This is a genomic window from Halomonas sp. 328 (assembly GCF_015645095.1).
GTDB lineage: Bacteria > Pseudomonadota > Gammaproteobacteria > Pseudomonadales > Halomonadaceae > Bisbaumannia.
This window is the reverse complement of record NZ_JADOTW010000039.1, coordinates 1-18,784: the sequence shown is the minus strand read 5'-3', so window position 1 is coordinate 18,784 and position 18,784 is coordinate 1. Positions and strand designations below refer to the sequence as shown.

Annotated in this window: 16 protein-coding genes; 2 read left to right on the top strand and 14 right to left on the bottom strand. The window is 63.6% G+C overall.

The features are described 5' to 3' along the window. Positions 1–8 precede the first annotated feature (8 nt). From vasI to IHD13_RS16175, 13 genes are all read right to left on the bottom strand, one after another. Complete coding sequence (gene vasI / locus IHD13_RS16235) at positions 9–680, bottom strand: type VI secretion system-associated protein VasI (protein ID WP_230086383.1); 672 nt, start codon at positions 678–680, stop codon at positions 9–11. Next, complete coding sequence (locus IHD13_RS16230) at positions 677–2,248, bottom strand: sigma-54 interaction domain-containing protein (protein ID WP_326838378.1); 1,572 nt, start codon at positions 2,246–2,248, stop codon at positions 677–679. Before IHD13_RS16230 ends, vasI begins: the two co-directional genes overlap by 4 nt. Before the next feature lies 1 nt (position 2,249). Beyond that, a complete protein-coding gene (gene tssH, locus IHD13_RS16225) occupies positions 2,250–4,847 on the bottom strand; it encodes a type VI secretion system ATPase TssH (RefSeq protein WP_195862080.1) in 2,598 nt (865 codons plus the stop codon). Continuing rightward, on the bottom strand, positions 4,844–5,695 hold the full coding sequence (icmH, locus tag IHD13_RS16220; protein ID WP_195862079.1) for a type IVB secretion system protein IcmH/DotU: 852 nt from the start codon (positions 5,693–5,695) through the stop codon (positions 4,844–4,846). Before icmH ends, tssH begins: the two co-directional genes overlap by 4 nt. Beyond that, a complete protein-coding gene (gene tssK / locus IHD13_RS16215) occupies positions 5,692–7,032 on the bottom strand; it encodes a type VI secretion system baseplate subunit TssK (RefSeq protein WP_195862078.1) in 1,341 nt (446 codons plus the stop codon). The genes icmH and tssK overlap by 4 nt, the downstream gene beginning before the upstream one ends. Continuing rightward, entirely contained in the window at positions 7,032–7,565 is a 534-nt protein-coding gene (gene tssJ, locus IHD13_RS16210) for a type VI secretion system lipoprotein TssJ (RefSeq protein ID WP_195862077.1), read from the bottom strand. The genes tssK and tssJ overlap by 1 nt, the downstream gene beginning before the upstream one ends. Further along, entirely contained in the window at positions 7,562–8,173 is a 612-nt protein-coding gene (locus IHD13_RS16205; RefSeq protein WP_195862076.1) for an FHA domain-containing protein, read from the bottom strand. The genes tssJ and IHD13_RS16205 overlap by 4 nt, the downstream gene beginning before the upstream one ends. A 7-nt stretch (positions 8,174–8,180) precedes the next feature. After that, positions 8,181–9,200 carry a type VI secretion system baseplate subunit TssG gene (gene tssG / locus IHD13_RS16200; RefSeq protein WP_195862075.1) on the bottom strand — a complete coding sequence of 340 codons (1,020 nt, stop codon included), beginning with the start codon at positions 9,198–9,200 and terminating at the stop codon, positions 8,181–8,183. Then, positions 9,164–10,927 (bottom strand): type VI secretion system baseplate subunit TssF, encoded by a 1,764-nt coding sequence (tssF, locus tag IHD13_RS16195; protein ID WP_195862074.1) that lies wholly within the window; start codon positions 10,925–10,927, stop codon positions 9,164–9,166. Before tssF ends, tssG begins: the two co-directional genes overlap by 37 nt. 7 nt (positions 10,928–10,934) lie before the next feature. Beyond that, positions 10,935–11,357: a type VI secretion system baseplate subunit TssE gene (gene tssE, locus IHD13_RS16190; RefSeq protein WP_195862089.1), complete on the bottom strand. Its 423-nt coding sequence runs from the start codon at positions 11,355–11,357 to the stop codon at positions 10,935–10,937. 7 nt (positions 11,358–11,364) lie between these two features. After that, positions 11,365–12,846 carry a type VI secretion system contractile sheath large subunit gene (gene tssC, locus IHD13_RS16185; protein WP_195862073.1) on the bottom strand — a complete coding sequence of 494 codons (1,482 nt, stop codon included), beginning with the start codon at positions 12,844–12,846 and terminating at the stop codon, positions 11,365–11,367. 42 nt (positions 12,847–12,888) lie between these two features. Next, positions 12,889–13,407 carry a type VI secretion system contractile sheath small subunit gene (gene tssB, locus IHD13_RS16180; RefSeq protein ID WP_195862072.1) on the bottom strand — a complete coding sequence of 173 codons (519 nt, stop codon included), beginning with the start codon at positions 13,405–13,407 and terminating at the stop codon, positions 12,889–12,891. Between the two features lie 335 nt (positions 13,408–13,742). Next, a complete protein-coding gene (locus IHD13_RS16175) occupies positions 13,743–14,261 on the bottom strand; it encodes an Hcp family type VI secretion system effector (protein ID WP_195862071.1) in 519 nt (172 codons plus the stop codon). A 471-nt stretch (positions 14,262–14,732) separates the two neighbouring features. Between IHD13_RS16175 and IHD13_RS16170 the strand changes: the two genes are divergently transcribed. Beyond that, positions 14,733–15,425 carry a hypothetical protein gene (locus IHD13_RS16170; protein WP_195862070.1) on the top strand — a complete coding sequence of 231 codons (693 nt, stop codon included), beginning with the start codon at positions 14,733–14,735 and terminating at the stop codon, positions 15,423–15,425. 4 nt (positions 15,426–15,429) lie between these two features. Further along, positions 15,430–17,778 (top strand): TcfC E-set like domain-containing protein, encoded by a 2,349-nt coding sequence (locus IHD13_RS16165; RefSeq protein ID WP_195862069.1) that lies wholly within the window; start codon positions 15,430–15,432, stop codon positions 17,776–17,778. A 6-nt stretch (positions 17,779–17,784) separates the two neighbouring features. On the opposite strand, the gene IHD13_RS16160 is transcribed toward IHD13_RS16165, so the two are convergent. Beyond that, positions 17,785–18,711 carry a hypothetical protein gene (locus tag IHD13_RS16160; protein WP_195862068.1) on the bottom strand — a complete coding sequence of 309 codons (927 nt, stop codon included), beginning with the start codon at positions 18,709–18,711 and terminating at the stop codon, positions 17,785–17,787. Positions 18,712–18,784 lie beyond the last annotated feature (73 nt).

Genomic DNA, 18,784 nt, shown 5'->3' with positions numbered 1-18,784 from the left:
TACTCTCCTTACCAACGACACAGGTCGCGCAGCGGTCGAATCACCGTCGGCAAATCACGCAGATCGAACCGCAGGCCATCGATGGTCGCCAACTCACTGCTCAGGCTCAGGTGCCCCACATTCAGCAACCGTCGTAGCGTATCGATAGCCGGCAGGCCCTGCCCCCCACTGAGCAGATGCCCCTGTTCACGTTTCAGCCAGGTCTGCTCCAAGCGCGTCTCGCCCGTCGCGTCCTGGAGTCGTAATGGCACCCGAGCAACTGAAACCGGCGTTGGCAGATGCAATTGAAAGCGCGTGATGGAGGCATCGCAGGCGATGACCAACACGGGCCGTGGGGGCGCCAGGTCCAGGGCCGGCGTCGTCATCACCACCCGCCCCGCGGTCTCATGCACCAGCAGACCACGCCGATCCGCGCCGCGTGTGGACTCGAGCTCCGCCGCCAGCTGCCATAGCGACGAACGTGGCGTCGATACCCTGGCAGGGTCCGGCGAGCCATCGAGAAACAAGGCGTCGTAACACAGCAAGCGTTCCAGACGTGACTCCTGCTCGGCACAAGCACGGGCCTCGGCGAGGCTCGGCGTCTCGGCGAATACCGGCAGGCCAACCAGCAGGAGAGTGGCCAGGGCCACGCCGAGTCGTTGGTGCGCGGCCCCCATCGCGATGAAGGGCGTACGAGTCATGGGCTATCCAATTGCAGTTTTCGGCACTTGTTCGCCAGGGTTCGCCTCGGCAAGCCAAGGCTCTCGGCCGCCAAGGTACAGTTGCCGGAGAAGCGGTTCAGGCGCTGGCGAATCAACCGGGCCTCATAGTCGCGTAACGCCCGTCGCAGATCACCGACCTCCTCTGCCACATCGACCACGTTCGGCGACATCGCCGAGCCTTCCACAACGTCTTCCTCGGTGGCGTCGCTTCGCGGGGCAGGCAGCACTTCGGGCGTGATATCCTCGCCATTCCGCGTCATGGCACAGGCATAATCGATCAGGTTCTTGAGTTCGCGCACATTCCCCGGGTAGTCCCGTGCCATCAGCGCCGTGAGCGCCGCTCGCCCCAGGCCGATGTCTTCGCGCCCCTCACGCCGACAGAAATCGTCGATAAAGGTCTCTACCAGTTGGGGTATGTCCTCACGGCGCGCCGCCAGGCTCGGCAACGTCAACGGAAACTGGCCGAGCCGATAGTAGAGGTCGGCACGGAATCCCCCCTCGCGAATACACCGATGCAATGGCTGATGGGTCGCGGCGACCAGCCGCAGATCGACGCGCTGTTCCACCGCAGAGCCCAAGGGGCGGTAGCAACCGCTCTCCAGGACCCGCAGCAGCTTGGCCTGCAAGGCCAGGGGCATATCACCGATCTCGTCGAGGAAGAGGGTGCCGCCATGCGCCTCACCGACCAGGCCTCGCCGCTCCCGATCGGCACCGGAGAAGGCGCCCTTGGCATGCCCGAACAGTTCCGCCTCGAGCAGCGACTCGGGAATGGCCGCGCAATTGATGGCCAGGAAAGGCCCCCCGGCGCGCCCCGAGAGCTCATGAATACCACGCGCCACCAGGTCCTTGCCGGTACCCGTCTCGCCCTGTATCAGCACGGCCAGCTTGGTCTCGGCGGCACGCACCATTTGATCACGCAACGCATCGATGGCCGGCGAGTCACCGAGAATATCGCGACGCAAACGCTCATTGAGGGTCCGTCGACGCGCGTCATCATTGAGCTTGGCCAGGGAATCACTCAATAAGGCATGCCGGCGCCGCCGATCATGCTGACGCACCTGACCCACCCACAGGTGGCAAAGCAAGGCGTCGAAGGCCAGGAACGCCTCGTCGGCCAGCAGGGTATCGAGGTAGGCTGGCGGAGCCGCGAGCGCCAGGACCCCCAACCACTCCTGCCCCTCACCCCGAGCGCGCAGGGGCTGCACCCACAGTTGCCATCCCGGGCTCAGCTCGGCCACCTGGGCCTGGAAATCCGGGTGATCGAGCCGCGAACGGGCCTCGCCCAGATCCAGGCGGAGGGATTCACCGCGGCGAATGGCATGGGCATAGGGATGACGAAAGTCGTCGCAGGCCAGGCGATCACCCTCACCGTCCCCTTCCAGCCAGCGGCCACTGGCATCCAGAGCGAGGCAGCACACCCAGTGCACCCGCCAATCATCGTTCAACAGCGCCATGGCACGTCGCCTCAACTCAGCCGGCGACGCACTCACCACCAGATGCAGGGCCCCGGCCAGGGCCACTCCATCGCTCAGTCCCCGTCGATTCACCTCAAGTCACCTCCACGGTAAAGCCATCTTCGCCCACATCGAGCACCACCCGACTCACCGCTTCCTGTCCCGCCACCTTCTCGAGCAGGGCCCGAGAGAGCGGCGGCAGCAACTCGCCATCGATCACCGACTCCAGCATGCGCGCGCCGTTTTCACTGCGCGTCGCCCGGCCACAGATGGCCTCGGCCAGCGTCGGCGCCAGGAGCACCTCGGCCCCCCGGTGTCGTTCGCGGATGCGTTCCATCAGGGTCGCCAGTTTCGCCAGGACGATCTGCCCCAACGTCTCCCGAGACAGCGGGAGATAGGGCACCACCTCCATGCGCGCCAGCAGGGCCGGGCGGAAGAAGTCCGCGAGTACCGGGTAGAGCGCCTCGTCCAGGGCCTCGGGGGCGTCGGCATGGGCGACGATGGCCTCGTAGCCGAGGTTGGAGGTGAGGAAGAAGAGCACGTTCTTGCAGTCGATCAGGCGCCCCTCGCCATCGGCCAGCTCGCCCTTGTCGAAGGCCTGGTAGAAGAGGTTGAGCACGTCCGGGTGGGCCTTCTCCACCTCGTCGAGGAGCACCACCGAGTAGGGGCGCTGGCGGATCGCCTCGGTGAGCAGGCCGCCCTCGCCGAAGCCCACGTAGCCGGGCGGCGAGCCGATCAGCCGCGACACCGTGTGCTTCTCCTGGTACTCGGACATGTTGATGGTGGTGAGGAACTGGCGGCCGCCGTAGAGCTGCTCCGCGATCTGCACCACCGTCTCGGTCTTGCCGACGCCGCTGGGGCCCACCAGCAGGAAGGCGCCCAGGGGGCGGCCGGGGCGGCGCAGGTCGGCGCGGGCGGTGAGCAGGTGGCGGTGGATGCGCTCGATGGCCACGTCCTGGCCCTGCACCTCGCGGCCCAGGTGCTCGGGCAGCTCGGTGAGGCGGGTCAGGGCGTCGCGGGTCATGCGTTCCACCGGGACGCCGGTCCAGTCGCCGATCACCTGGGCGATCTGGGCCTCCTCGACGCTGGCGTTGACCAGGGCGAACTCCTGCTGCAACTCCGCCAGGCAAGCATTGCCCTCGGCCAAGGCCACTTGCAAGGCGGCATGATCGGTCTCGTCATCGAGCAACTGCTGGTGCAAGGTCACGATGGCATCGACGCACTCTCGCTGCGCCCGCCAAGCCGTCTCGAGGCTGGCCAGCTCCTTATCGATGCGCGCCAGGCGCTGCTCCAGCTCATTACGCTGCCCACTGTCCTGACTCCGTCCCAAGCGCACCTCCCGGTCGAGCTGGTCGCGCTCGCGCTGGGCCGCCAGGTGTTCGCTCTTGAGGTGGCTGAGGCGCCGCGGCGGGGTGTCCAGGGCCTGGGCCAGGCGGGTGCAGGCGGTGTCCAGGACGTCGATGGCCTTGTCGGGCAGCTGGCGGCCGGCCAGGTAGCGGGCCGAGAGCTCGGCGGCGGCGCGCAGGCCGCTGTCGCCGATCAGCACGCCGTGGGCGGCCTCGTAGGTGTCGCGCAGGCCGCGCAGGATCACCAGCGCCTGGGCGGTGCTGGGCTCGGCCAGGCTGACCGGCTGGAAGCGCCGCGACAGGGCGGGATCCTTCTCGAAGTACTTCTTGTATTCGCGCCAGGTGGTGGCGGCGATGGTGCGCAGCTCGCCCCGGGCCAGGGCCGGCTTGAGCAGGTTGGCGGCGTCGCTGCCGCCCTCGGCGTTGCCGGCGCCGATCAGGGTATGGGCCTCGTCGATAAACAGCAGGATGGGCCGCGGCGCGGCCTTGACCTCCTCGATCACCGCCTTGAGGCGCTTCTCGAACTCGCCCTTGACCGCGGCGCCGGCCTGCAGGGCGCCGATGTCCAGGGCCAGCAGCTCGACCCCGGCCAGGGCGCCGGGCACCCGGCCCTCGACGATGCGCGCGGCCAGGCCCTCCACCACGGCGCTCTTGCCGACCCCGGCGTCGCCGATGACGATGGGGTTGTTCTTGCGCCGGCGGCCGAGGATATCGAGCATCTGGTCGATCTCGGGGTCGCGGCCCAGCACCGGGTCGAGCTCGCCGCGCCGCGCCTGCTCGGTGAGTGAGCTGGCGAAGCGCGCCAGGGCGCCGTCGGCCTCGCCGCCCGGGGCCGCGCGGCGCGGGGCGGTCGCCGCCTCGGGGCTTGGCGCCTCGGCGGAGTCGGCGGTGAGGCGAGCGAAGTCGCGGCGCAGGGCCTCGCGGTTGATGTCGGCCAGCAGGGCGACGCCGCCGGGCCCCAGGTAGCGGGGGGCGTTGTGCAGCAGGGCGGTGAAGATCATGCCGCTGCGCAGGCTGTCGTGGCGGAACTCGGTGGTGGCCAGCAGCCAGGCGTCCTGGAGCAGTTCCACCAGCAGCGGCGAGAAGCTCGGCGTGGTGACCCGCAGGTCCTGGGGGGGCCGGCTCTCCTCGGCGAGGCGGGCGCGCAGCTGGGCGGCGTCGATTCCCGAGGCCTCGAGCAGGCAGCGCAGGTCGCACAGCGGCTGGTCGATCAGCGTCTGCAGCAGGTACCCGGCGGTGACCTCCGGGGCCTGCTGTTCGGCGCACAGCACGGCGGCCTGTTCGAGGCCCTGGCGGGCGATGGCGTTGAGGCGGCCGATAAGGGCCGATAACTCGATCCGAATCATGGTTGCTCCTGATCGACGAAACGTTCCAGCAGCCGCGCCACCTCGGTGACCTGCTCATCCAGCGATAACACCAGCACCACGTAGACCACTGCCATCACCATCACCCCGCCGAACAACGCCAGGCGCTGCCACCGCGACATCCCCGGCTTCCGTTGACGGGGAACTTGAATCACGTTATCCAGGGAGCGACTGAAGGGGGTACCGTCGTCTTCATCAATGCGGGCCAATTGCTCCCCCAGATCACGCAGGAGTCGCTCGAAATCCTCCCGGCCCTGGGATACCACGCGATAACGCCCCTCGAAGCCGAGGCACAGGCAGAGGTAGATAAAAGCCAGGATATCCCGGTAACGGCTCGGTTCCTGACGCAGCCGGGCGAGGATCGAAAAGACCTTCTCGCCACCCCAGGTCTCGTTATGAAAACGCACCAACAGAGAGTGTTCGGCCCAGACACTCTGCCGCCCCCACTCCGTGCTCATTACCGCCTCATCGATAAAGGAGCAGAGCACGTAGCGATAGGCCAACAGGGTGGGACGGTCGTAGCCCTGATCGGTGAGCTCGATCTCGATGCTGGAGATCTCGTCCACCACCTGGCGATACAGCCCCCCGACATCCTCATGACGCTCGAGCCGGCGCACTCGTATCACCATGCCCAACAGGCCGCTGGCGGCATCCACTAACGGATTGAGGCTATGGCCACGCAAATGGAACCAGAACGTCTCATCGGCCTCCCACTGACCGGCATGGCCATGAAGCAGATGCTCCACCCGAGTGACATCGATACCATCCTCATGACGCAATCTCCCTTCGTCATGACGCCGACTCTCTTCATGGTTGACAAGGTCGTTCATGCCTGGCTCCTGATCGCCCAAAATTGCATCTCCAGCCCTGGAAAATCACCGGCCACATGGAAGGCAAAGCCACTGCCATCCTCCAGCATGCTCCAGGCCTGGTCGCCACGATTGAGACGGAAATAGCTGTAGCCTGCGTGGTAGGGCAACTCGCGGGGGGCCACTGGCAGCGGTTCCAGTGGAATCCCCGGCAGTTGCAGGGTGATGAGGTCGCGGATGCGCTCGACGCTGGCCACCTTGGTCTGCTGTACGAACAACTGGCGTACCCGATCCGGCGCCAGATCGGCGCGCACCGCCAGAATAAAGTCGGCCCCCTCGAGCAGGCCGAGATCACTCAGGGTGGCCACCCGCACCCCATAACGCTGGGATTGCAATGGAATGGCCAGGGCGCGGGGCTCGATCACCGTGGACAGCGACTGGCGTAGCGTCTGCATCAAGGGGCGAAAGGCCTGCTCGGGATAGTCATGATCATAGGCGGGAAATTCCGGCGGCAGCCGCGACTCTCCGGTAAAGGTGGCCAGCTCGCTACAGGTTTCCAGCATCGCGACATAGAGCCGCTCCGGGTGCAGCGAACCGAGCCTGGCCAGATGCTGGAAAGTGGCTTGAGACCGATTGAGCACTTGCAGTAGTTGGAAGTCGGCGACTTCGGCCACCCCGCTCTGTGCCGGCGCCGCCAACCGCGATGCCAAGTTCCGAGCCCTCTCGCGCATCAATCCAGCCATTTCCGCGACGTAACGCTGCAGCAACGACGATGCCTGGACATTGAGCAGGCTGGGCAGGAACTGCTCATCCAGCACCAGACTGCCATCCGTGCGCCGATCGAGGATGCGGCACAGCGCCAAGCAGGCATAGGCGCTCCTATCCTCCTCCTCGAGCAATAGCCGAGGCGCAACGCGAGCCAACTCGAGATCGACCAGATCACCGTCCCGGGAGTGCAGGTCTCGCACCTGACGCGGCTCGGCAAGATACCGGCTCGACAAGGCGGACGCCTCCCGAGCGACCTCCACGACCCCATCGGTCGCCAGCGGCACCCCCAAGTAGACGATTTGATTGGCGACGGAGGCATCACCGATCTCCAGGGGCCTCGGCTCCAGATCATCATCGGGCAACTGGAAGGGAGTACCATCCGGGAACACCCCTGTCGCCTGGCTCACCGCAATGCGCCCGAAACTCAGGTATTCGGCATTCAGCGCCACCGACAAGAAGCCGTGGCGATAGGGGGCCACACCCCGCAAACGGATGTCGACAATGCCCTCGAGGCTACGCTGCTGCTGCTGGAAGTGCTGAGGCTTGATGAACAGGCCTTCGCTCCACACCACGCGATTACGACTGGCCATTACTCCTCCTTCCTCAGCTCGACTTCGAACTCACGCAAATGCACCAGAAGATGATAGGCACGGCCCTGAGGCATGATTCTCACCACCTTCTTCCACTGGGCGCTATCGGGTTCACGATAGAAAGCGATGATGCCCAGATAACGCGCCTGCTCATCGACCTCGAAGGGCTCATAGAACTTCCACTGGCCGGGCAGCAGGGTGAAGTCGTCGTGGCTCAGGTAGTTGCTACCCAAGACCCCCGGCAAGTCGTCGAGCAACTGTTGATGATCGGCGGCCATCAGCATGGAGTCGTCCTTGAGCTGGAGGATCTGGAAGCGCAATGGCGCCCCCGCCCCCTCATCATCGGCATTGACGTTCGGCTCGGCGACCATCGCCAGAGCGACCCGGGTCGGCTGCACCTCGGGATGTCCCACGGGGATCGATGGATCCTTCACCACCTGCCACGCCTTACCCATCGCCTCGCGAGTCGAGGCGCAGCCCCCGAGCAAGAGAACCAACACCAGTCCCCCGACCACCCCCTGAACACGACTCATGCGCCCCCCTCCGACCATGGTGAACGTCCGGGGCCTGCCCCCCCTCGACGCGCCTCGCAACATTCGACATCCAGGCCATCGCCTTCCGCTAGGCTGCTGCCTTCATTCAAGGCCACCAGAGGATCCACGTCGGGCGACGGCTCCGGGCGCTCCGTCAAACCCACCTGTGGAATCTGATGTGCCCCCACCGTCAACGGGGTCTCCCCTTCGACAGAAGTCGGTCGCGCATCGGGTATCAGGCTCTCCAGCCCCACTCCCTCGACGTTCCAGTCGCCCAAATGCACCCGCAGTCGATAGCCACCCAGTCCCAATTCATCGCCATCTCTCAAGGCCGCACGACGGCGGCGGCCGAGCGGTAGGCGTCCCCCATTGATAAAGGTCTCCCCGCAACAGTCGACCAGGCAGAAGTGGCCCTCGAGGAAGCGAATCGCGGCATGTCCCTCACGCACTCGCCTCTGCCCATCCTGCAATACCCAGTCATCCGTCGGGGCGCTGCCCAGCGTCCCCCCACTCAAGGAAAAGACATGGCTGGCGGTGGAAGGGCCCACCAGCCGCTCACGATTGATCACGATCAGGGTCACGACCCGCGGCGAAAGAGAGGCACTCATAAAAACATCACCATGTCATTTGTATCCTGACCCGAGGCTGTCCGACCGCGGCATCACCATAGGGGTCCACGAAGGTCGTCCAGCCCAGCTGACAACTCCCCGCCTGCCCCAAATGCATCGGCTGTACCTCGGGTTCCAATAGCTCGAGTTCCAGGTCATAGGCCAATGGCTCCCGCAGCACGAATGCAATCAAGGTGCGTAACGCCCGATGATCACGACCATCGGGCAAGAAGTCCCGAAAGCGTGCCTGGGTCAGGCCGCGCAGACAGAGCGCGAACTTGCCGCTGATATCGGACACCCGGGACCCGGCGACCAACTCCTGTCCCAGGGTGACGCCAGCCACGCCGAGACAGGCGCGCTGATCCTCGGGAATGGTCACCCAGCGAACGACCCAGGGCCGGATCTCGACCCGATCCAGATCGAAGCAATGGGCGACGATGCCGGACACCACGTCCGGGGAGCGTGAACGCCCCGCCAAGAGACCGGCATAGGCCAGCATCTTGCTCCAGGGTATCGGTGCCTCACCACGCAATCGCTCATCGCCCAGGCCCACCAGCGCGAAGACCGTCGCCGACAGGCCATCCTGTGCACCATCCTGATAACGCACATGGTGGCGAAACTTGCGCCAGCCACGATGCAACAGAACCAGCAAGCGATGATTGAAGAGGTTGAGAAAATCACCCGCCACCCCATCTCCCTGTGCCTCGGCATGGGCCAGGGTCTCCAGGTAATATCCCGGCAAGGGAGACTGGGCCCCCTGCAATCCCAAAAAACTGACCCGCATCTCATAGCGGTCATCGTCCTTCGCCACGAGGTCGAGCACATCACTGCAGGGAAACCCCAGGGATGCAGAAGCCCGAAAATGCACGCGCTCGGCAACGGAAGGCGCCTCGCGATCCCCTTCCAGGTCATCGCCATGGAACTGGTGAAGCAACTCCACCAGGTGGTAAAACCCATAGTGACGAGCCCCAGCTAACAGCGGAGACCTGCCTACATTAACGGTTGCTGTCCCGGCTGAAGATTCCATGAATAACGCTCGCGATTATGATGATTGGTTACATGCAGCTCATGGAAGGAGTTGATGCTGGCATACAAGGAAAAGAACCGAGACAACACCGAGGCAAACTGATAAAGCTCCCCCTCACCGCCAAACGCCGCCTGATCCAGTGTCATGTTGGTTCTCAGCCCACGGACGGGGAATCCGCGATACAGGCGATCCACCGGTCGTGTCTGAATATCGATAATGCTGGATAACCGCTTCTGTGCCACTCGTTCGGCCTGGCGATCGACACCGGCGCGAAAGTCGTAGGCTCTCAACACCGAGCACAAGGCATCCCGGTCGAGTAATGACAGATAGTTAAGTGACAGGTTGGAGATCAGTGTCCATAACAAGCCTCCATCCAGACTCGGCCTCATCGATGGGGTAGGCTTGGAGATATTGCGAAACTCGGCGAATGCCGGACTCTCCTCCGTAGGCACACAGATATCGCCTGCTGCCAGCTGCTCTGGCAGTTCACGATTACTGCAGGTCAGGGTCAGCGAGATGGTCTCGCTCAATCCCTGACACTCCCTTTCATCACCGCGCACGAAAGAAATATCATGATCGAAACCATCGCCACGAAGGCTGTCACGAATGCGAATACGGTAGTAGAAGAACTGCCGCCCACGATCGCGCTCGACCTGATGCTCAAAGCTCTCGAAGGGGACATAACGGCGATGCTCACCGCGCCGATTGGCCACACCACCTTCCAACCAACCTTCCACCGCATCGACACTGAAGACCTCATGGTGAGCGGCCGAACGGCCACTGGGAACAATGCGATACTCACTGCTCTTACCACGCAGATCGATAGGGTCGGCATCATGAAGAAAGAGATTGATCGCCGGCGTACAGTGCAATGCCAGGTTTTCCTCTCTCACACGAGCATCCGCGGGCAGGGTTCGGGAAAAGGTAAAACGCAGCACCACCTCGTTCCCGACCACTCCCGAGAGCTGCTGCCCCATCCCCTTGATATCGATAAACTGGAAGGCCTCGGGGAAACAAAGATACTCCTGAAGAATGCGATAGCCCTGGTAAACATTTCGGGGATAAGGCAACAGGGAATCATCCTGCGAGAAGCCGACCGGCGTCACCGCCTGGGGCGGCAGCGTCAGTACGCTCCCGTCCACCTCCAGCTCGATTCTCGCCAGGTAGTGGTTAAACCATAGATAGAGGGTCTTCGCCGTGTAATCACTCCCCCCCAAATAGAGGCGAAGATCCTCTATCCCCAACCCATCGAGGGGCTGAGAGCCATGGGTTTTCAGCCCCAGCTCTACCACGGAGGCCTCCCTGGAGTGATGCACCTCCATGCCGGCGTGAGTCAATGGATAGAGCATCAACTCATGGCAAGTACGGAACCGGCAACTCTCCCCCTGCACTTCACGACTGGCCAAATAAGTGCCTCGCGCCACTCGCTGAGCATGACTCAAGCTGTGTCGATGAGGAGTGAACTGTATGATCGTCATGCTCGGCACCGGCCGCAAGTAATTGGGCCAGAGCATGCTGATCAGCGAATGGGTCAACTCAGGAAACTCATCCTCGATCTTCTCACGCACGCGCCCGGAGAGGAAAGCAAATCCCTCGAGCAACCGCTCCACATCAGGGTCGACACTCTGTTCGGCAAGGAAACGACACAGGCCAGGATGGCTCTCGGCAAACTCCCGCCCCTGTCGTCTCAAATAATCCAGCTCGTCCCGATAGTAGCGATTTGGCATGACGTCCTCAGGTTTCGCAGTGATACCGCTTGTTATTGAGCAGAAGATCAATCGTGGCCTGAGTCGGCACACGCCCCAACTCCAGGGTGGCCTGCACTTGAAAGCGCAAATACAAAGACTCGCCATCATTCGAAAGTGTCGTGACACTGACCCGACTGACCCGCGGCTCGAAGCGCTCGATACACTCCTGAATCGCCCGCTCGACCCGAAGCTCCAGATCCAGCACCCCCAGGGTGGCATCATTGAAATCCAGCAGACCCAGCTCCGGGGCGGATTCGCTATGCCCCGGATGACTGTTGAGCAGATCGACCAGATGGCGCTTGATGGACCCCAGAACCTCCGCCTCCATCGACGCCGCCTCTACCACTGCTCCCCCAGGATCACAAAGACGCTCGAACAAGCGCCCGCCGCCGCATCCCGCATCGACCATCACGATCTCACTCCTTGTCGAGGCGACCCACCAGCGACAACTCGAAGTTGGCACCCATGTACTTGAAGTGCGGGCGCACCGCCATGGAGACCTTGTACCAGCCCGGGTCGCCTTCCACGTCGGAGACCTGGATGGAGGCGGCACGCAGCGGGCGGCGGCTGCGCACGTCGGCGGGCGGGTTCTCCTGGTCGGCCACGTACTGGCGAATCCAGGCGTTGAGTTCCCGCTCCAGGTCCTGGCGCTCCTTCCAAGAGCCGATCTGCTCGCGCTGCAGCACCTTGATGTAGTGGGCGAGGCGGTTGACGATGAACATGTAGGGCAGTTGGGTGCCGAGCTTGAAGTTGGTCTCGGCGGCCTTGCCCTCGGCGGTGTTGGGGAAGGTCTTGGGCTTCTGCACCGAATTGGCGGAGAAGAAGGCGGCGTTGTCGCTGCCCTTGCGCATGGTCAGCGAGATGAAGCCCTCTTCGGCCATTTCGAACTCGCGGCGGTCGGTGACCAGCACCTCGGTGGGGATCTTGGCCTGCAGCTGGCCCATGGCCTCGTAGGTGTGCACCGGCAGGTTCTCCACGGCGCCGCCGCTCTGGGGACCGATGATGTTCGGGCACCAGCGGTACTTGGCGAAGCTGTCGTTGAGGCGTTCGGCCAGCAGGTAGGCGGTGTTGCCCCACAGGTAGTGCTCGTGGCTCTCGCTGACCGTCTCCCGGTAGTTGAAGCTCTTGACCGGGTTCTCCACCGGGTCATAGGGCATGCGCAGCAGGAAGCGCGGCGCGGTCAGCCCCAGGTAGCGGGCATCGTCGGACTCCCGCAGGCTGCGCCAGCGGGCGTACTTGGGCCCCTCGAAGATCGCCTTGAAGTCCTTGATGTTCGGCAGCTCCTCGAAGCTGTCGATGCCGAAGAAGCTGGGCGCCACCGAGGAGAGGAAGGGGGCATGGGCCATGCTCCCCACCGCCGCCACATACTGCAACAGCTTGGCGTCAGGAGCCGAAGGCGAAAATGCGTAATTTCCCACCATGGCGGCCACCGGCTCGCCACCGAACTGGCCATACTCTGCCGCATAAACGTGCTTATAGAGACCGCTCTGACTGATCTCAGGCGCAAACTCGAAGTCCTCCAGCAACTCAGCCTGTGCAGCATGCAACACATTGATCTTGATGTTCTGACGAAAGTCGGTACGGTCCACCAACAACTTCAGGCCGCGCCAGGAGGATTCCAGACGCTGAAAGTCCGGATCATGTAGGATCTCATCGACTTGACTGCCGATACGGCGATCCAACTCGACGACCATCTGATCGACGACGGACTTATTGACCTGACACTGCCCCGTTTCATCCCTCAACAACTCCGCCACGAAGGCGGCAACCCCCTTCCTGGCGACATCATACCCCTCGTCATCAGGCGTCATGCGGGTCTGAGCCATTACCTGATCCAGCAGGGATACTTCCGTCTGAGCCTCGAGATCCTTGCCAAGGGCTCCAGATGATTCCGTCATATCGACCTCTCTCGCTTCTACGCCACCCTGACCAAGGGGATATCAGGCCTCATCCGAGGGCTCTGCGCCCTCCAGCATCTCGAGCTCGCCCAGCAACTGCCGTCTGGTCTCCGGATTCTCGATCAGCACCTGCAATCGCTGGCGAAACGCCTGCACATTGCCCAAGGGCCCCTTGAGCGCTACGAGCGCCTCACGCAGCTCGATCAACTTACGAAGTTCTGGCACCTGACGCGCCACACCATCCGGGGAAAAATCATCCAGCGAATTGAACGTCAACGCCGCCGACAACTCCTTTCCCTCATCCTCTCCGTCCGTATCGAGCCGATTCGGCACAACCGCCTGTAGGCCCAGGCCGAACTCTCGCATCACCGACTGAAAATTGTCCTTATTGACTGACACCGCCTTGCGCTCCTCGATCGGCGTCTCTTCAGCCCCCCCCTTGAAATCACCGACCACCAGGAGCTTTTGAGGCAACTCGACCTCGGCCTGTTGATCACCCGTGGCTGGCACATATTTGATATTGATACGCTCCTTCGGAGCGACACTCCCACTATTCTGCATCTCCCCCCCCCCCGAACGAATTTCCGGAAACTCATAGGCTGACCTTGATCCTAGCCGCTCCAAGCCACGCCAGCATCGGCGCCAGCCGAGAGTTAACCATTGATCACGTTCCACCCCGCACAGCGAGTCTCTCCACACCTCCGTAAGCGCTACCTACCCTTTCAGAAGACGAAGGCTCACGGCGACACGGCACCCAGCGGTCAGCACAAAAAAAAGCAGGAGAGGGGAAAGCCCCTCCCCTCAGGTGAGCACCAACCAACGAGGCCCACGAATGCGTCGCAGCGCCAGAGCACGAGCCAGGCCGGCGCCCAAGCCACGCAGAACAGAAATGCCGCCTAGCCTTCGGCGGGGGCGCGCCAATCATCGGAGCCGGAAGTGCCGGCCACCGTATGCTCCCAATCGATCTTGCGATAGCCGAGAGATACATCCATCAACTGGGTAAACTCCGACTTGCTGGCATCCTGGGCGTGCGGCATGCGCAGGTTGATATCCACGATGGTGGCGTCGCTCAGGGTAGTGGTGAAGAAATGCTCCTGCTTGCCATCGCTGGAGGTGCGATACCACTTCAGCGTCACGCTGATTAACGACTCCCCGGTGGCCAGGGCGTTATATAGCAACGGCACTGCCTTATTCAGCGCCACGGTGAAAATAAAGGGCTTATGGGCACGCTGCCCGGAGGGCTGCCCCGACTGCGGATCGGTCGGCACGGTAACGATATGCTTGAACTCCTGCACCAGCATCTCATCTTCGTGCCCCTCGACATAGATATTCCCCACCGACTCCGGAGTAAAGGCCCCGGCCGTAATATTTCCCTGAGTCTTTCCTTCGATACTGATATAGCATGGGGTTGGCATGACCCGCCTCCTGACTGTAACTCGCGATTATGATGATGAGCGCTGACACGGTGCCACGAACACACCTAGCAACAAGTCAGCAACAAAGCTTGAGCATCCCCCATGCCAACACAGAACAACACCAATAAAACCAATTAACTATAAAAAAACAACCCACCTTAGCACCACGAAGCACCGGCCATCCGTTGCCACCACCGACCATAAATGGCCAGAAATTGGCCAGAAATGACCAGTGCCTCTCTTTACAATTTCTGACGTCGCTGCAGCGGCCACCATTACACATTTTCCTTTATCTACAGCTATTTATAACACCACCCCATCGCAAGGACCGATTGCATGGGCAACCCCCTCCCTGACAATGAAACAGATTGTGAAGAATGTGGTGCCGTAATCGCCGTCGTACGCCGGGGTTAGCTAAGGTGCTCAATGTAACTCTACGCATCTTTCGCCATCGCCCGTCGAGGAACGCCCGTGACTGTCAAACCCCTCCTGAACCTGCTGCTCGCCCTGGGACTCATCGGCGGAATGGCCAAGGCCGATATGCTGATCGATCGAAGCATCATCGAATTCACCCCAGGCCAGCCCCCGCGGCATGACGTCATCGTCACGAATACGGCCCTCACCCCGCTCTTCGTCGAGACCTCGGTCATAGCAGTGAGCGATCCCGGCACCCCCCACGAACGTCGCGAGCGTTTGCGAACGCCAGAAACTGCCGGCCTGGTGGCATCCCCACAACGCCTGATGATTCCGCCCCAGGGCAGGCGCCGGGTGCGTCTGGTCAACCTGGAGGGTCATGGCGATATGGAGCGGGTCTACCGGGTCAACCTCACGCCCCATGCGTCTCCGATGCCCGCGGCCCAGGGGCTCACCCTGCGAGTTCAGGTGGGCTACCAGCTACTCGTGCTGATTGCCCCCACCACAGCACGCGTTGAATTGGAGAGCCAGCGCCACGGGCAGCGACTCCTCCTCGTCAACCATGGCAATACCAACCTGCAACTGAGCGAGGCACGCCAGTGCGCGCCACACTCACCGCAACACTGCGAGAGGCTACCCAACCGGCGACTCTATCCCGGCAATCGCCTTGAGCTCCCCCTGCCCTTCGATAGCGCCGTCGAGTTCACCCTGGTGGGTGGCGGCCAGCATGCCTCGCGGCGCGTCGACTAGTGCCATGCGCGCCTACCATCGACAAGCCAATTGGCTGAGGCGCTGGCTGATTGGCGCACTGGCCTGGAGCACCAGCCTGGCCGCCACCCCCCTGCCGCCGGGTTTCGAGGCCTGGGGGGAACCCCAAACCACGCTGGTAGACCTCTACTACGGAGGCCAATTCATCGAGGCCGTGTCGGCCGAATACGATCTGACGCACCTACGCTTCCTGGCGCCCGGGTCACTGGCGGAGGCCCTGCCCGGCATCGCCGATCCCCAGCACCTGGAACAACGCCTCGCCCAGCCACTACCCCACCATGCCGATCTGGTTTGCGTCCATGCCCAGCAGCCCGACTGCGGACAGCTTGGCGCAGACACCCTGGGGGTCATCTTCGACGAGAGCCGCTTGCGGGCCGACCTCTTCCTGCCCGCCGACCTGCTCGCTCCTCCCCCTCCGATCACCCGCCACTATCACCCGCCGCCGCCGCGGCAAGACGCCGGCTGGGTGCAACACCTCAGCCTGCTCGCCAGCGGCACCCCCGCTTCTGACCAACGGCTCGAGCTACTCGCGCGCAGCCGGCTAGGGCTTTACGGCGGCCACGCCTTTAGCGACTGGGGGCTGAGTGCCGGTGCAGGAAGCCATGTCGAGCGCCTTGGCTACCATTACCACAGCCCGCAACACGACCTGCGCCTGGGCCTGTTCGAACGCAGCCCCCGGGCGCTGCGCCTACTTCCCTACCGAAGCCTGCTCGGCATGCGACTTGGCCTTGCCAGCCAACGGCGCAGCGACCCCGAAGCCGCCATCGCCACGCCCATCGAACTCTTTCTTCCCATGCAGAGTCGGGTCGACATCCTCCGCGATGGCCGGCTACTCAGCAGTGAATTCCTCGAGGCCGGTCATCAACGCCTGGACACCCAGCCGCTCCCCCTGGGGGCCTACCGCATTGATATAGCTATCACTGACCTCGACGGGCGCGTCAGCCACCAGCACCAGCATTTCGTCAAGAGCCATCGCCTGGCGCCCAACGATACCCGCCCCTGGTATGTCGAACTCGGCCTTCCCACCCGCCACCGGGCCCACGCCTGGCACCCCAGCCCCCACGGCGCCCCCCTGCTTCTCGCCGGCCTGGAATGGCGCCATCGCCCCTGGCTGGGCCTGGGGCTCGCCAGCGTCATCGGCCCTCGGCTGCGCCTCGGCGAGGGCACCGTCACCCTGATGGGCGACGGCTGGCATGGCCGTGGTGAACTGCAACTCGGTGAACACGGCACCTGGGGAGTGGGCTACGAGGTTCTACTGCCGTTAGGGCCCAGCACCCTGAGCCTAACGGCTAGGCAGATCGACGCCCCTAGCGAGCTTTCTACCGACAGCCTACTTCCGCAGGCCCGTCGCAGCTGGCGCCTGCAATGGCGCCAACCACTGGGCACCACCAGCCTGACGCTAAACCTCGCCGAACATACCCATGCCACCGGCCCCCACCTCAGGCGCCACACCCTCGGCCTGCGCCATCAACGCCCTGGCCCCCATCCGCTCACCCTAACGGCCGAGCTAGGCACCCAGAATGGGGAAGGCCATGCCCAATTCGGCCTACGGTGGCAGTGGGGAAGCAACGAACGACGCCTGACCGGCCAACTAAGCTGGCAGGACGATGACCCGCACGCCATTGGCATCACCGCCGATCATCACGGGGAAGAGTGGCAATACGGGCTCGATCTGCAGCAGCGGGCAGACCATGCCAGCATCGCCGCCCGGCTCGGCCAGGAGGGGGGCTACGGCACGCAGCGGCTGGCCCTGCTGGCCAGCGACTCCCCCCGGGGACGCAACTATCACTATCGCGTCAGCCATCACAGCAGCTTCGCGATGGGAGCCGACGGCATCAGTTGGGGGCGTCCCGGGGCGGGAGAGGGCGCCCTGGTCGTCGATCTCCGACAAGCCGATCCCCAGGAGCGCTTCGATATCTTGCTCAATGGCCAACCCACGGCCCGCATCCGCGGAGGACGGCGCCTGAGCTTGCCGGTAACCGCCTACCAACGCCACCGACTGGCCCTGATCGACCGCGGCCCCGGCTTCAGCGAATTCGACCCTCAGCCACGCGAAACCCTCGCCTACCCGGGGCACGTCAGCGTTCAACAGTGGCGCATTCAACCTGCCCGAATCGTACTCGGCCGCTTGTGGGGCGACACGGAGCCCCTCGCCGGTGTCAGCCTGATCAGCGATATCGATCAGGCCCTCACCGAGGAGGATGGTTACTTTCAAATCCGTGTCGGCGAGCTTGACAGCCTGCGCGCCACGACACCGAGCTGTCGCATCGACCTCGAGCGCTACCCGCTTCACGAAGGCATCATCCGCGCCAATCGGCTGCACTGTCAGCCGTGATCCGACCTACTGCATCTCGATCATCAGGGTCAGCTGGGTAGCGTAGCTTCCCGCCCTAGGAGCAGATTGCTCGATGGCCAGGGCCGGAACCTCGACCCTCAGCCAAGCATTATTCAACGCCCCGCCCAGACAATCGCCACTGGTGCTGACACTCTGGGAGCGATTCGCCAACAACACCCCAGGCATCATGGGCTCGTAACCCGTGCCATCGTTCCAGCTCAGTTGGAAGGGTACCTGGTTCAGCCCATTGACCAGGGTGAAATCGCCGCCAGGCGACGACGCATAGGCGGTCACCCCATACTCCCCCCCGCTGGCCCGATAGACGCACAGCGAGCGCTCGACGCCCAGGTCCATGCCATCCCAGCCATAATGCCCCAGGTCGATATCCCTCAGCCCGCTCAGCCGCACCGCATCTGGCACCATCAGGGTCAGGGTCACGTTACTGAAGAAGCTGTTACGCCCCCCACCGCTATTCGCCACCGTCACCCGCAGGGTGACGGCATACTCCCCTGGCGGCACCGCCATCACCGCCTCGGCCGCCACCGTCGCCACCAGGCGACCATTGTCGCCCTGAGGGCAATCGAGCACGGCTCCGCTCAGCGTCTCGCTGCTGGCCACATCGGCCGTCAATGGCACCGTCACCCCGGCCGTCAGGTCTTGCCAGCTGAGGGTCAGGGGGATCGACTCGCCCCCTTGACTCAACGCCAAGGGGCCGGCCACCTCCACCGCATAGGGCAGCACGGTGGTACCGGCGGCATTCGGCTCCTGGGTCGACTGCACGCAAAAGTCCTGGCTCCAGCTCAGGTCGTCGCCAAACCATGACAGCTCGGCGCTGACCGGGCGCGGACCGATATCCACTCGCGCCTCGCTAGCCGGCCCCCAGCCCAGGATGCCGATCCCCAGCCCCCAGGCCACTCCCATCAAGCGGCGCATCGGACACCTCCTCGCCAGGCCGCTACTCGGGCGCCACCATCAGGGTCAGGGTATCGCTATAGCTACCCGGCAG

Bases quoted from the DNA above. Each gene is read 5' to 3' on its own strand.
- vasI (WP_230086383.1), bottom strand. From the start codon at position 680: ATGACTCGTACGCCCTTCATCGCGATGGGGGCCGCGCACCAACGACTC.
- tssH (WP_195862080.1), bottom strand. From the start codon at position 4,847: ATGATTCGGATCGAGTTATCGGCCCTTATCGGCCGCCTCAACGCCATC.
- icmH (WP_195862079.1), bottom strand. From the start codon at position 5,695: ATGAACGACCTTGTCAACCATGAAGAGAGTCGGCGTCATGACGAAGGG.
- tssK (WP_195862078.1), bottom strand. From the start codon at position 7,032: ATGGCCAGTCGTAATCGCGTGGTGTGGAGCGAAGGCCTGTTCATCAAG.
- tssJ (WP_195862077.1), bottom strand. From the start codon at position 7,565: ATGAGTCGTGTTCAGGGGGTGGTCGGGGGACTGGTGTTGGTTCTCTTG.
- IHD13_RS16205 (WP_195862076.1), bottom strand. From the start codon at position 8,173: ATGAGTGCCTCTCTTTCGCCGCGGGTCGTGACCCTGATCGTGATCAAT.
- tssG (WP_195862075.1), bottom strand. From the start codon at position 9,200: ATGGAATCTTCAGCCGGGACAGCAACCGTTAATGTAGGCAGGTCTCCG.
- tssF (WP_195862074.1), bottom strand. From the start codon at position 10,927: ATGCCAAATCGCTACTATCGGGACGAGCTGGATTATTTGAGACGACAG.
- tssE (WP_195862089.1), bottom strand. From the start codon at position 11,357: ATGGTCGATGCGGGATGCGGCGGCGGGCGCTTGTTCGAGCGTCTTTGT.
- tssC (WP_195862073.1), bottom strand. From the start codon at position 12,846: ATGACGGAATCATCTGGAGCCCTTGGCAAGGATCTCGAGGCTCAGACG.
- tssB (WP_195862072.1), bottom strand. From the start codon at position 13,407: ATGCAGAATAGTGGGAGTGTCGCTCCGAAGGAGCGTATCAATATCAAA.
- IHD13_RS16175 (WP_195862071.1), bottom strand. From the start codon at position 14,261: ATGCCAACCCCATGCTATATCAGTATCGAAGGAAAGACTCAGGGAAAT.
- IHD13_RS16165 (WP_195862069.1), top strand. From the start codon at position 15,430: ATGCGCGCCTACCATCGACAAGCCAATTGGCTGAGGCGCTGGCTGATT.
- IHD13_RS16160 (WP_195862068.1), bottom strand. From the start codon at position 18,711: ATGCGCCGCTTGATGGGAGTGGCCTGGGGGCTGGGGATCGGCATCCTG.